At 67.1% G+C, this 13669-nt stretch carries 11 protein-coding genes; 3 read left to right on the forward strand and 8 right to left on the reverse strand.

Annotated elements, in window-relative coordinates:
• Positions 1-61: 61 nt before the first annotated feature.
• Together OG716_RS31830 and OG716_RS31835 are read right to left on the reverse strand one after the other, a co-directional pair.
• Positions 62-1372 (reverse strand): FAD-dependent oxidoreductase, encoded by a 1311-nt coding sequence (locus OG716_RS31830; RefSeq protein WP_405134163.1) that lies wholly within the window; start codon positions 1370-1372, stop codon positions 62-64.
• A 96-nt stretch (positions 1373-1468) separates the two neighbouring features.
• A complete protein-coding gene (locus OG716_RS31835; protein WP_405134164.1) occupies positions 1469-1936 on the reverse strand; it encodes a MarR family winged helix-turn-helix transcriptional regulator in 468 nt (155 codons plus the stop codon).
• Between the two features lie 227 nt (positions 1937-2163).
• Here OG716_RS31835 and lon point away from each other — a divergent pair, with 227 nt between their 5' ends.
• Both lon and OG716_RS31845 read left to right on the forward strand, forming a co-directional pair.
• The gene (gene lon, locus OG716_RS31840; protein WP_405140044.1) at positions 2164-4572 is read left to right on the forward strand and encodes an endopeptidase La; all 2409 of its coding nucleotides are present in this window, start codon (positions 2164-2166) and stop codon (positions 4570-4572) included.
• Positions 4573-4675: 103 nt separating this feature from the next.
• On the forward strand, positions 4676-5377 hold the full coding sequence (locus tag OG716_RS31845) for an endonuclease/exonuclease/phosphatase family protein (RefSeq protein WP_405134165.1): 702 nt from the start codon (positions 4676-4678) through the stop codon (positions 5375-5377).
• Here the strand turns inward: OG716_RS31845 and OG716_RS31850 are convergent.
• Positions 5374-6366 (reverse strand): acryloyl-CoA reductase, encoded by a 993-nt coding sequence (locus OG716_RS31850; protein ID WP_405134166.1) that lies wholly within the window; start codon positions 6364-6366, stop codon positions 5374-5376. The genes OG716_RS31845 and OG716_RS31850 overlap by 4 nt on opposite strands.
• A gap of 154 nt (positions 6367-6520) precedes the next feature.
• Here OG716_RS31850 and OG716_RS31855 point away from each other — a divergent pair, with 154 nt between their 5' ends.
• Positions 6521-7342: an alpha/beta fold hydrolase gene (locus OG716_RS31855; protein WP_405134167.1), complete on the forward strand. Its 822-nt coding sequence runs from the start codon at positions 6521-6523 to the stop codon at positions 7340-7342.
• 19 nt (positions 7343-7361) lie between these two features.
• Here OG716_RS31855 and OG716_RS31860 read toward each other — a convergent pair whose 3' ends face one another.
• The 5 genes from OG716_RS31860 to OG716_RS31880 all read right to left on the reverse strand — a co-directional run bounded on the left by OG716_RS31860 (position 7362) and on the right by OG716_RS31880 (position 13081).
• Complete coding sequence (locus OG716_RS31860; protein ID WP_405134168.1) at positions 7362-8144, reverse strand: enoyl-CoA hydratase/isomerase family protein; 783 nt, start codon at positions 8142-8144, stop codon at positions 7362-7364.
• Between the two features lie 109 nt (positions 8145-8253).
• The gene (locus OG716_RS31865) at positions 8254-9324 is read right to left on the reverse strand and encodes a DNA polymerase IV (protein ID WP_405134169.1); all 1071 of its coding nucleotides are present in this window, start codon (positions 9322-9324) and stop codon (positions 8254-8256) included.
• Between the two features lie 21 nt (positions 9325-9345).
• Positions 9346-9834, reverse strand: coding sequence for a hypothetical protein (locus OG716_RS31870; RefSeq protein WP_405134170.1), 489 nt, complete (start codon positions 9832-9834; stop codon positions 9346-9348).
• A gap of 257 nt (positions 9835-10091) precedes the next feature.
• The gene (locus tag OG716_RS31875) at positions 10092-11075 is read right to left on the reverse strand and encodes a methyltransferase (RefSeq protein ID WP_405134171.1); all 984 of its coding nucleotides are present in this window, start codon (positions 11073-11075) and stop codon (positions 10092-10094) included.
• Positions 11076-11200: 125 nt separating this feature from the next.
• Entirely contained in the window at positions 11201-13081 is a 1881-nt protein-coding gene (locus OG716_RS31880; RefSeq protein WP_405134172.1) for an ABC transporter ATP-binding protein, read from the reverse strand.
• Positions 13082-13669: the final 588 nt, after the last annotated feature.

Raw genomic sequence — 13669 nt, forward strand, 5'->3', positions numbered from 1 at the left:
TATTTACTGTACATAGAAACTATGTCCATGGAAACAATATTCCGGGCACACCCGTCACCGTTCACGCGTCGCGGTAGTCCCGCAGGTCGGCCAGGAATTTCCGGCGCAGGGCGGGGATCTTGGCGGTCAGGCTGAAGTACCGGCGCGCGGCGAAGAGCGCGAACCGGCCCATGATCGGGCTGTAGAGCGGATCGTCGGCGCTGGTGCCATTGTTGTCGAGTGAATCGGCGACCCGGGCGAAGCCGTAGGGCACGATCTCGGCCTCGTATTCGCCGATCGCGGCGATCAACTCCTGCTCGCCGCGCGCCGCCGCGACCAGCTTCCGGCACAGCAGTGCGGCATCGCGCAGCGCGGTGTTCGCGCCGACGCCCTGACCCGGCGTCATGGTGTGAATGGCATCGCCGAGCAGCGTGATATTGGTCGGCTGCCACGCGTCGATCGGCACCGAAGTCGAAATCCGCAGTGGGAAAGCGGCATCCGGATCGGACAGTTCGATCATGCGGCGCAACTTGGGATCCCAGCCGCTGGTCGCGCTCAGCACCGCCTGCACGAGTTCCCGGCCACGCAATTCGGTGACGCCTTCGGGGAAGTGGTCGTGCGCACTCCACACCGAGAGGTTCACGTAGTCGCGAGTGTTGTCGTACTGCAAGCCATCCCAGACATCGAGGAGCCCAGCGTCCTTGCCCGCCTTGGGCTTACCGTTCTCGTCCCAGGGAAACTCCATGACGTGCAGCATGCCCATCATGCCGCCCCTGCCGAAGATGAGGTTGATGCCCTGTTCGAACTCGGTGCTGAGTATCTCCCGAATCTCGTGTGTCAGTGGGGTTTTCGTGGCCAGCGCGGTAATGCCGGAGTCCTTGATCTCCGCATGCGGCAGGTACTGCTGCCGGATGGCCGAACGGGTGCCCTCCGCCGAGACGAGCACATCGCCCTCGGCGCTGGTCCCGTCCGAAAAGTGTGCGGTGACTGTGCCATTGGGGTGCTGGGTGTAGTGCGTGTACACCTTGCCGTACGTCACGACATCGTCCATTCCGGTGAACAGCACCTGGCGCAGGGTGGAGCGGGAGACCGAACGCTCCCCGTCGCCGGCCTCGCCGAGCGTAATGCTGGCCGTGGTCCGCATCTTCTCGGTCAGCACGTTGAAGTAGCGCGGCGCCCGGGCGCAGGTGGCGACGAAGGTTTCGTACAGCTTCGGCGGCAGGCACTGCTCGAGCGCGCGCCCGCCGGTGGCGTCCAGGCCGACGCGGTAGCCGTACAGCCCGTCCCTGCGAGAACCGTAGCGCTCGTAGACCGCGACGGAAACGTTCGCCTGACGGAGGCCGTGCGCCAGGCACATACCGCCGGTACCGGCTCCGATGATGATGACGTGCATGGTGACGACCTCCTGAAACCTGAAACTCTCGAATATCGATCGCGGGAATCTCGACCGCGCCGACAGATATATCTTGAACTTCAAGTCACTTGATTGTCAAGCTTTCTGATCGGGCATGGCCCGTAGCCGCTGGACGTGCTCGTTCTGGGTGGTCCGGCTGGCGTCGAGGAAGCCGATGATCAGTTCGAGCTGCTCGGGGGTGTACTTCGCCACGATGTGGCGGGAGTCGTCGAGGAAGGGCGCCATCAGCCCGAGGGCGCGTTCGAGCGCGCGCGGTGTGATCCGGACCAGGGTCTTGCGCCGGTCGGTGGGGTGTGGATGCCGGCTGAGGTAGTCGAGCTTCTCCAGCCGATCCAGCATGGTGGTGACGCTCCCGCTGGTCAGGCCGAGCCGGACGGCGAGCGTACTGGGCGCCGCGTCCTGTCCGCCGATCAGGATTTCCAGGCAGCGCAGGTCCGTCTCGTTCACCCCCATCAGGCGGGCGAGCTCGCGGTCGAAGTCGTCGACCGATGCCTGATATGCCTGCACGGCCGCTCCCAGCCGGGCCTCGATGTCGCTGGACATGCGGATGAGCTCCCTGTTCGTATGAATTTAGCTTGACAATCAAGATACAACGACCGTTCGCTGGGGGTGAACGGGCGTGCGGAATTAGTCCAGGGGTAGTGAGGTTGACAAGGTAACGCTCAACCTGAGTTGAGTGATAGACGCTCAATCTTGGAAGGGTCGAAGACGTGACTGATTCACAGAACCTGCCGGTCCTGTTCCTGACCGATCCGATCGTGCTGCCCGGCATGGTCGTTCCGATCGAGCTGGACGAGTCCGCACAGGCCGCCATCGATGCCGCGCGGGCGGGCAAGGTCAACCAGGTGCTGGTCGCGCCGCGCCTGGACGAGGGCTACGCCACCTACGGCGTGGTCGCCACCATCGAACAGGTCGGCCGCATGCGCGGCGGCGCACCCGCCGCGGTGCTGAAGGCCGAGGGGCGCGCGAAGATCGGGCACGGCGTGACCGGTCCGGGCGCGGCGCTCTGGGTCGAGGCCGAGCCGGTCGAGCTCCCCGAGGCCGACGGCCGCACCAGAGAGCTTGCCGCCGATTACAAGAAGCTTGTCGTGGCCGTGCTGCAGCGCCGTGAGGCGTGGCAGGTCATCGACGCCGTCAATCAGCTGAACGATCCGTCGGCCATTGCCGACGCGGCCGGCTGGGCGACCTACCTGACCAATGAGGACAAGCGCGAACTGCTCGAAACCCTCGATACCGCAACCCGTCTGACCAAGCTGATCGGCTGGACCAAGACGCACATCGCGGAGACCGAGGTCAGCGAGAAGATCAGCGAGGAAGTGCGCGAGGGCGTCGAGAAGAGTCAGCGCGAATTCCTGCTTCGCCAGCAGCTCAACGCTATTCGCAAGGAGCTGGGCGAGGGTGAGCCCGACGGTGCGGACGATTACCGCACCCGGGTCGAGACCGCGGAGCTGCCGGACAATATTCGCGAGGCTGCCCTGCGAGAGGTCGATCGCCTGGAGCGTTCCAGCGATCAGAGCCCCGAATCGGGCTGGATCCGCACCTGGCTGGACACCGTCCTGGAGTTGCCGTTCAGCGTGAAAACCGCTGACAGCACCGATGTCTCGGCGGCCCGCGCGGTGCTGGACGCCGATCACCACGGCCTGGACGAGGTCAAGGACCGCATGGTCGAGTACCTGGCGGTGCGCGCCCGCCGGGCCGCACGCGGCCTGGAGGTCGTGGGCGGTCGCGGTTCCGGCGCGGTGCTGGTGCTGGTCGGCCCGCCCGGTGTGGGTAAGACCTCGCTGGGTGAGTCCGTGGCGCGGGCCCTGGGCCGCAAGTTCGTCCGGGTCGCCCTGGGTGGCGTGCGCGACGAGGCCGAGATCCGCGGGCACCGGCGCACCTACGTCGGCGCGCTGCCGGGGCGCATCGTCCGGGCCATGAAGGAGGCGGGTTCGATGAATCCCGTTGTCCTGCTGGACGAGATCGACAAGGTCGGCTCCGATTTCCGCGGTGATCCGGCGGCGGCACTGCTCGAGGTCCTGGACCCCGCGCAGAACCACACCTTCCGCGATCACTACCTGGATCTGGATCTCGACCTGTCCGATGTGCTGTTCATCGCGACCGCGAATGTCATGGACACCATTCCCGGACCGCTGCTGGACCGCATGGAGATCATCACCGTCGACGGTTACACCGAGGACGACAAGGTGGCCATCGCCCGTGACTTCCTGATCCCGCGTCAGTTGGAGCGCAATGCTCTGACCGGCGAGGAGGTCGTGATCACGAACGAGGCGCTGCGTGAGGTCGCCGCCAACTACACCCGGGAAGCCGGTGTGCGGCAGATGGAGCGGCTGATCGCCAAGGCGCTGCGCAAGGCGGCGACCAAGCTGTCGGAGTCGGCTGACCTGAACGCTCCCGAAAGCATCGTCATCGCCGGAGATTTCGTGCCCGATGCGAAGTCGCTCAGCGAGAGCGATGGGCTCACAGCTGATTTGGGCTACGGTTCCGAGCTCGGTTACGACAGCGGCCCCGCGCCGCTGGTGATCGGACTCGATGACCTGAAGGAGTACCTGGGCCGTCCGCGCTTCACCCCCGACGGGGTGGAACGCACCGCGGTCCCCGGTGTGGCAACGGGTCTGGCCGTGACCGGCGCCGGTGGCGATGTCCTCTACATCGAGGCCAATGCCGCCGAGGGCGAGCGCTCGCTCACCCTGACCGGTCAGCTGGGTGACGTCATGAAGGAGTCCGCGCAGATCGCCCTGACCTACGTCCGCTCCCACCTGGAGGAGATCGGCATCGAGCCGAAGATGCTGGATCGCAATATCCACATCCACTTCCCGGCGGGCGCGGTCCCGAAGGACGGTCCCTCCGCGGGTGTCACCATGGTCACCGCCCTGGTGTCGCTGGCCCTGGGCCGGCAGGTCCGTTCGGACGTCGGCATGACCGGTGAGGTCACCCTGAACGGCCGGGTGCTGCCCATCGGCGGCGTGAAGCAGAAGCTGCTCGCCGCTCAGCGTGCCGGTTTGAAGACCGTCTTCATCCCGGCCCGCAATGAGCCGGACCTCGACGAAGTCCCCGCCGAGGTGCTGGCCGCCCTGGACGTCCGTCCCGTCGCCGACGTGGCAGACATCCTGGCCTACGCCATCGAACCGGTGCTCGAGCCGGCCCTGGACGGCAGGTCGCTGAGCGCCACGGCCTGACCGGCCTGGCCTCATAGTTCAACCGCATAACCGACGGACCGTGCGTGTTTCATGTGAAACGAAACTCGCACGGTCCGTTCGTATCTCGGTAACGTGACTATTCATGATCACTGTCGCTACCTGGAATGTGCTGCACAGGGTCCACGCCGACAACTACGCCAACGAGATTGCCGCGCAGTGGCCGGTGGAGGCCGAGCGAATCGCCGCTGTCACCGGCGTGGTGGCCCGGCGATCCGAAAGGGTCGTCGCATTGCAGGAGGTCAGTGGCGATCAGCTGGCGAGCCTACGGGCGGCTCTGCCCACCAGCACTTTTCATACCCTCCGCTATCCGCGGATACCGAATCCGCGCCGCATCGCGTCAGTGCTCGCCGAGCGCGCCGAGTACCTCGTACTCATCGTCGACGGCCCGGGTAAGGAGGTCGCCGCCGCGTCCTTCGCGACCGATCCCGGTAAGGGTGCGCTCGCGGTCGAGGTGGAGGGGGTGCTCGTGGTCGCCACCCATGTGACGGGCGATTTCCGCCGCGACGGGCAGTTCGCCGATCTGGCCGCGCTGGCGGCCACCGCACCGGCCGTGCTGCTGGGCGATTTCAATGCCGACCGGGCGACGGTGGGCGCCGCGCTCGGTGCGGCATTCACCGTCGCCGGCCTCGCGCCGGACTCCCAACCCACGCGGCCGCGCACCGACGGCGCCAAATCCCAGTTCATCGATCACGTGGTGGTCCGCGGCATCGCCGCCCACGATGCGGTCGTCGAGGATGTGGCCGGTACCTCCGACCACAACCTCGTGCGAGCGATTGTCGGCTAGAACTCGCCCGCGACGCCGAGGACGGTGCGGCCGGAGTGGGTGCCCTCCAGCACGGAATGCAGGACCGCTTCGGCCTCGGTGATCGGGGCATAGTTTTCCAGCAGCGAAAGGTGCTGGGGCTTCAGGTCTTTGGCGAGCCGCGCCCACAATTCGCGGCGGATCGAGATCGGCAGCTGCACGGAGTCGATGCCGAGCAGCGAGACGCCGCGCAGAATGAAGGGCAGTACCGTGGTGGGCAGGTCGCTGCCGCCGGTGAGGCCGGAAACCGCCACCGCGCCACCGTATTTCACGGCCGAGAGAATATGCGCGAGCGAGGATCCGCCGACACTGTCCACCGCGGCGGCCCACTGTGCCTTACCGAGCGGGCGCAGCTTTTCGCCCTCGGCGGGCAGCCGCCCGACCACGGACTTCGCACCGAGTGCGTTGAGCAGTTCGGTCGCACCGATCTTGCCGGTGGAGGCGATGACCTCGAAGCCGAGCCCGCTCAGAATATCGACGGCCACGCTGCCGACGCCGCCCGTCGCCCCGGTGACCAGCACCGGACCGCTTTCGGGGGTGAGACCGTGGTCGAGCAGCGCCTGCACGCTCAGGGCGGCGGTGAATCCGGCGGTGCCCAGGGTCGCCGCCTCGCGCGGGGTGAGACCGTCGAGTTTCACGACCCATTCGGCGGGCACCCGCGCGTATTCGGCGAAGCCGCCGTTGCGGGCGGTGCCGATCTCGTAGCCGTGTGCGACCACCAGGTCGCCGACCGCGAATTCGGGGTTGCCGGAGGCGAAAACCTCACCGGTGATATCGATGCCCGGGACGATCGGATACTCGCGCACCACGCCCCCACCGGGGGTGATGGCCAGTCCGTCCTTGTAGTTGGCACTCGTGAAGTGCACCTTGATCGTCACGTCCCCCGGCCCGAGGAAGTCGTCGCCGACCGTCTCGTGGAGCAGTGAGATCCCGCTGTCCGTCTTGTGTGCCACCATCGCCTGGAACTCCATGGTCCGAGCATAGGCTCCGGCGCTGGTCAGGGCGATCTTCCCGCAATAATCGGCGACTTTACCTCGCGCGTAATCGCTTTCGTTCCCGCGGCGGAGCATCGTTGATCTCAGCAAGCAACAGGCAGAGAGCGAAAGCCCAAGGAGCGCAGCAGATATGCCTTACTTCCAGACCACCACCGACGGCACCACCCTCGCCTACGAGGATTACGGCACCGGCGCGCCGATCGTCTTCGCCGCCGGCTGGGTCCTCAATGCGGATATGTGGGAATACCAGGTGCCGTTCCTCGTCCAGCACGGCTACCGCTGCATTCTGCTGGACCGCCGCGGCCACGGCCGCTCGGATCGTCCGTCCGGTGGCTACGACGTCGACACCCGCGCCGACGATATCGCCGCACTCATCGAGCACCTGGACCTGACCGATGTCACCCTGGTCGGTCACTCGGCCGGCGGCGCCGAGCTGGTGCGCTATCTGGCCAGGCACGGTGAGCGCCGGGTATCGCGAATTGCCCTGCTGGCCCCCGCTATTCCCTTTATGACGCAGACCGGGGACAACCCGGCGGGCGTACCGCCCGAGCTGCTCGAGGCGTCGATGGCGGAGCTGGACGCCGACCGCCCGAAGTGGTTCGCCGCCCGGGCACAGGGCTACTTCGCCACCCACCTCGGCAACAATGTCTCCGCGGCCGTCATCGACTTCGAGGTACAGCGCTGCCTGTCGGCCTCCCCGTACGCCACCCGTCAGGTGCAACGGGACCTGCTGGCCTCCGATCACCGGCCGGATGTCGCCGGCCTGACCATCCCGTTCCTGCTGCTGCACGGATTGGTCGATCAGTCGATCCCGATCGAGGTCAGCAGCTACCAGGCGATCAAGCTCGCGCCGCATGCGGTGCTGAAGGAGTACCCGACAGCGGGGCACGGCCTCTACATTTCGCATGCGGCGCAGGTGAACTCCGACATCCTCGAGTTCATCGAGCAGTAATCGGCGAGAGCCGCGTTCCTCAGGCGAATTTCGGCGAACGCTTACCGAGGAACGCGGTGATGCCCTCGGCCCCGTCGGCCGATTCGGCGGCGCGCGTAATGAAATTGGCCTCGGTGGCCAGCTGCTCCTCGAGGGTGTGCTGCGACGAGACCAGCAGCAGCTTCTTCACATTCGCATTGGAACCCTTCGGCCCCTGCGCGAACTGCTGGGCCAGCTGCTCCACGGTGTCGGCGAGATCCGCATCCGGCACCACCTGGTGCAGCAGCCCCCAGTCGAGCGCCTCGGCGGCGCTGAGCACGCGGTTGGTGAGCATGAGGTCCTGGGTGCGGCGCACGCCGATCAGACGCGGCAGGTAGTAGGACGCGCCGCCGTCCGGACTCAGCCCGACCTTGGTGTACGCCATGGTGAACGAGGCCGATTCGCTCGCGACCACCAGATCACCGGCCACCGCGAGACTGAAGCCGGCGCCCGCCGCGGTGCCGTTCACAGCGACGATCAGCAGGGCGTCCATGCGGGCCAGGGCGGACACCGCCTCGTGCAGCGTGCCCGCCAGCTTGGCGATGAACGCACCGGTGTCGTCGCTGCCCGCCATGGCCCGCAGATCGCCGCCCGCGGAGAAGAATTTCCCGGCGCCGGTGAGTACCACCACCTTGATGGCGGGATCCTCCGAGCAGTACAGGGCGGCCTGTGCCAATTCGTCGGCGAGCGCCTGGTCGATGCCGTTCGCGGCCTTCGGCCGGTTCAGCGTAATGCGGGCGATCGGGCCATTGTGCTCGAAGCTGATGTTCTCGTAATTGGTCATCGATGGGTGCCTTCCGTCCGTATGCCTGGTCCCAGCATTGCAAACGTGGTCTTCCCGCTCGACGCTCGGTCACCGCGCTCGACGCTCGGTCACCGCGCTCGACGCTCGGTCACTCGGCGGGCGGGCCGAATTCCACGCGCACGCCGAGTAACCGGATGGGCCGGTCCAGTTCGAAGCCGTGCAGTACCCGCAGTGCGGTCTGCACGACCTCGTCCACATCGGTGGTGGCCTGTGCGAGTTTCCGCTGTTTGGTGCGGGTGAAGAAGGTGCTGGTGCGGACGGTCACGCCGATGCGCGCCACGCTGCGCCCGCCGGCGAGGGTCTCCCCGGCGACCTGGGTCGCCAGGCGGGTGACAGCGGCGTCGAATTCGGCGCGCTCGGTGAGATCGGCGGGAAAGGTCTCGGATCGACTGTGCCCCACCGGTTCCCGCGGCTCGGCCACCTCGGTATCGCCCGCGCCGTGGCCCAGGACCCACAGGTACGGTCCGGTATTGGGCCCGAATTCCTTGGCGAGCAGTTCCCGATCCGCGGCCGCCAGCTCGGCGATGGTCGTTATCCCCAAGGCGCTCATACGTTTTGCGATGCGCGCACCGACGCCCCACAGCGCGGTGGTGGGCCGGTGCGCCATCAGTTCGGTCCAATTGTCCGCCGTGAGCCGGAAGATACCCGTTCCGGCATCCCGCTCGGCGGCGGCGTCACCGGACTTTCCGACCGCCTTGGCGAAGCCGGTGGCGAGTTTGGCCCGAGTCTTGTTGTCCCCGATTCCGACGGCGCATGTCAGGACCAATTCTTCGATGGCACTGCGGATTTCGCGCGCGAGCTGCTCAGGATCGTCGGTGTCCACCGCCAGAAAGGCCTCGTCTAACCCGAGCACTTCCACCCGTCCGGGGAAAGTGCGCAGCAGCGCCATGATTTCCTCGGACGCCTCCGCGTAGGTAGCCAGATCCTGCGGGAGAAAGACGCCGTCCGGACAAGCGCGCAGTGCCGCCCGCAGCGGCATTCCGGCCCGCACACCGTGTGCCCGCGCCGGGTACGACGCGCAGGAGACCACTTTCCGCGGCTCTTCCGGATCGCCGTTTCCGCCCACGATGACCGGACGGCCCCGCAGCTCCGGATGCCGGCGGAATTCGACCGCGGCCTGGAATTGGTCCAGGTCGACGTGCAGCAGCCAGCGCGTCACCTATCCGTCATACCGCAACTCTCAGCGCGAGCGCCGCAACCACTCCGCCGGAGAACGATGCGCATATCGGGCCCGCAGCACACCCGACTCCACGTGGCCCTGGATCCGAATCAGCGGAGCGCCCGGGAAACGCGGCAGATTGACGCGATTCACCACATGTCCGGTGCCGAACTCCACGGCTTCCAGATCGATCCGCCAGCCGCGCGGCACGATCACCACGATCGCGCCGGAACCCGCCCTGACCTGCATATCGATCTCGCGGCGGGAACAGTACGCCTGCGTGAAATCGACGACCACCTTGCCGGTGGTGCACTCCGCCACCAGTTTCTCCGGGACCGTCCACTGTTCCTCGGTCCGGCGGAATTCGCTGGTCACCCGCAATTCCATGGGCGGTATCTCGCGGGCGCGGGACTCCCGTTTTTCCGCGCCTGCGCGCGCGACCTCAGCAAAGCGCTGAATATCATCGAAACCGATGGCGGTTACCCGCCGCTGCTCCGTCGTACGACTCACCGAAACTCCTCCCCCGGCCTGAAAAAAGGTATGTGAAAGCTGTGCCAGGGAAGTCGAATTATGCCGTACAGCAGGACATTTGCGACCGCCTCGCGCTTAACGGAACGGTCACAGCACGGTGTCGCTCAGACACCGTGCTGCTGTGAATACCGGTGTACTTGCAGACGTGCGCTGCGGCTGTGCAAACGCGGCCGCCGCACCGCATTCACCGAATACCGTTGGCGGCGTTGCGGATAGGTTGCCGGTACGGCAATCGGTCAGCGGCGGCCGAGATGAATTGTGGTGGCGCCGAGCATGAAAACGTCATTGCGAGCCGCTATGAAACTGTCGGCGTCAGGATCGAGCAGCGCGTCGATGGTGGCGCGATCCTCGGCGGTGATCTGCTCGTCGATATGACCGCGCAGCGCGTCCAGCCAGGCGGCGACACTGGCGCGGACCTCGGGGCCGGCGGGTGCCGGATGATCGGTGAGGACGCTGAAGGAGGTGGCCGCGCTCAGCCCGGCGTTGGTCAGGGCGGTGCTCCAGCCGTAGGGCATGCGGACGGCGCCGGTGATCTCGGCGCGCATACGGCCGAATCCCGTTTCGCGGGCGGCGGCCAGCCGGTCCTGCAGCCCGGGGGCGCCGATGCCGAGATCCCATGGGAGACAACGGGTGGTGAGGCCGCCCTCGGCCAGGGCCAGCCAGCCGCCGGGGCGGACCAGGCGGGCCAGGCGATCGGTGGCCGCCTGCTGATCGGGCAGGTGGTGCACCATGCGGGAGGCCCAGACCAGATCGGCGGGCGGGACCGCCGCGACCGCCGCATCATCGGCGGCATCCACCTGGACCGTCTCGATGGTCACCCGATCGTCGCCGCCCCGGGCCGCCTCCGCGGTGGTGCGCGCGGCTTCGATGAGTTCCGGTACCGCGTCGGCGATCACCAGCCGGCCGCCGCCGCGGGCCGCGAGGGCCCGTGCGAATGCCGCGCTCTGCCCGCCCGCGCCCGCGCCGATGTCCAAGACGGCCGGCACGTCGCCGGTATCGGGCAGCAGGCCGATGAGCCGCTCGGCGATCGCCGCCTGCGCCGCGGCCGCCATCGCATCCTCCCGGCGCAGATTGGCGATCTGCGTGGTCCAGTCGATGCCGTCGTGGGTGTGCCCGTGCGAGTGACCGTGGCCGTGGGAGTGGCCGTGCGCGGATGCGGCGCCGTCCTCGGAGGCGGGGTTGCCGTGCTGATGCGCGTGCTCGTGTGTATGTGCTCCCATGCCTACGACGCTATCGACTTTTTCCGATACGCCAACTTTATTTGCCGGTTCGGCAACAGCTCGCCGAACCGGTAACAGCGGACAGTGCGGGTCGACAGGCAGCGGCCGTACGGGTCGATAGCGGATCAGGCGGCGGCCGTCTCGCTGTCGTCCGCGAACTGGGTGCGGTAGAGCTCGGAGTAGCGGCCGTCGGCCGCCAGCAGCTCGGTGTGGGTGCCGCGCTCCACAATGCGGCCGTGCTCCAGGACCAGAATCTGGTCGGCATTGCGGATGGTCGAGAGCCGGTGTGCGATCACCAGCGCGGTGCGGCCCTGCAGCGCCTCGGCGAGCGCCTCCTGCACCGCGGCCTCGGAGGTGGAGTCCAGCGAGGCGGTGGCCTCGTCGAGGATGACCACGCGCGGCTGCTTGAGCAGCAGCCGGGCAATGGTGAGGCGCTGGCGTTCGCCGCCGGAGAGCCGGTAGCCGCGTTCGCCCACCACGGTGTCCAGACCGTCGGGCAGTGAGGCGATGAGATCACGTAAACGGGCGCGCTCCAAGGCATCCCACAGTTCCACCTCGGTGGCCTCGGGACGGGCGAGCAGCAGATTGGTGCGAATGCTGTCGTGGAACAGGTGCCCGTCCTGGGTGACCAGGCCGACGGTGTCCTGTATGGAGCGCCCGGTCAGCTCGCGCACATCGGTGCCGCCGAGCCGCACCGATCCGGAATCCACGTCGTACAACCGCGAAACCAATTGCGCGATGGTCGATTTCCCGGCCCCGGAGGAGCCGACCAGTGCCACCAGCTGCCCGGGTTCGGCCCGCAGCGACACCTCGTGCAGCACCTCGTCCCCGCCGCGGTTGTCCAGCGTCGCCACATCCTCGAGCGAGGCCAGCGATACCTTGTCGGCGGACGGATAGCCGAAGTTCACCCGGTCCAGCTCCACCGTGATCGGGCCGTCCGGCACCGCGACGGCGTCGGGCGCGTCCTCGATCAGCGGCTTCAGGTCCAGCACCTCGAAGACCCGCTCGAAGCTCACCAGCGCCGACATGACATCCAACCGGGCACTGGCCAGCGCGGTCAGCGGTGAGTACAGCCGGGCCAGCAGCAGTGAAAGTGCCACCACCGCACCGGGTTCCAGGGTCCCCTTCAGTGCGAAGTACCCGCCCAGTCCGTACACCAGCGCCAGGGCCAGCGCCGACACCAGCGTGAGTGCGGTGACGAAGTAGGTCTGCAGCATGGCGGTCCGCACACCGATATCGCGTACCCGCCCGGCCCGCTCGCCGAATTCGGCGGACTCCTGATGCGGGCGTCCGAACAGTTTGACCAGCGTCGCGCCCGGCGCGGAGAACCGTTCCGTCATCTGGGTGCTCATGGACGCATTCAGCCCCGCGGCCTCGCGCTGGATCCCGGCGAGCTTGTCGCCCATCCGGCGCGCGGGCAGGACGAACACCGGCAGCAGCACCAGTGCCAGCAGCGTGATCTGCCAGGACAACCGCAGCATGACCGCCAGCGTCAGCGCCAGCGTCACCACATTCGTGACAACTCCGGACAGTGTGGTGCTGAAGGCCCGCTGGGCCCCGATCACATCATTGTTGAGACGGCTGACCAGTGCGCCCGTCCGAGTGCGGGTGAAGAACGCGATCGGCATCTTCTGTACGTGATCGAAGACCGAGGTCCGCAGATCGAAGATCAACCCTTCGCCGATCCGCGCCGACAGCAGCCGAATGACCAGGCCCAAACCCGCGTCCAGCACCGCCACCAGCGCGATGATCGACGCGAGCATGATCACCGTGCGCGGGGCCGACCCCTTGACGATGTCGTTCACGACCTGCCCCGCCAGCACCGGTGTCGCGACGGCCAGCAGCGCCGACCCGACGCTGAACACCAGGAAGGCCACCAGCCGCCGGTGATGCGGACGCGCGAAAGCGAGAATCCGCCGCGCCGTCCCCGCGCGCAACGGCCGCTGCTCCGTGTGCGCGTTCATCCGCCGATACAGCTGATCCCGCGCTACGGCTTCCATACTCATCCCGGACTCCTCACCACACTGGACTTCATCGAACCCCAGACCACCGACAGTAAGACCTCAACAAAGGTTCAGGACAAGCCGATACCCCCGGTTGTCCGCTCACAGCGGAATCGGCCATCGCGTCGAAGCGGCGTCGCTCATTTCGCACCGAACAGCCCGTCGACCGATCGAACATGGCTGATCAGAGCTGTGCTGCTGAGACAAGTGTGTGCGGCCTCGATCTGGCATGCAGGGTGAACTGCCGGTCGGTGGGTGTTGCAGGTGGGGGTGTTTGCGGCCCGATTCTCACCGAACAGCCTCTCTATCGACTGAACATGCCCTGTGGAGTAATTCGGCTGGGGCATGCGCTGTGTGGTCTCGGGCGGGCGTGGTGCGGGGTGGACTGCCGGTCGGTGGGTGGCGCAGGTGGGGGTGGTTGCGGCCCGATTCTCACCGAACAGCCTCTCTACCGACTGAACATGCCCTGTGGAGTAATTCGGCTGGGGCATGCGCTGTGTGGTCTCGGGCGGGCGTGGTGCGGGGTGGACTGCCGGTCGGTAGGTGGCGCGGGTGAGCGGTGGTGCGGCGGCTCGGCTCCTAGGCTGGCGG

The sequence above is a fragment of the Nocardia sp. NBC_01388 genome, from assembly GCF_045040085.1.
Classification (GTDB): domain Bacteria; phylum Actinomycetota; class Actinomycetes; order Mycobacteriales; family Mycobacteriaceae; genus Nocardia.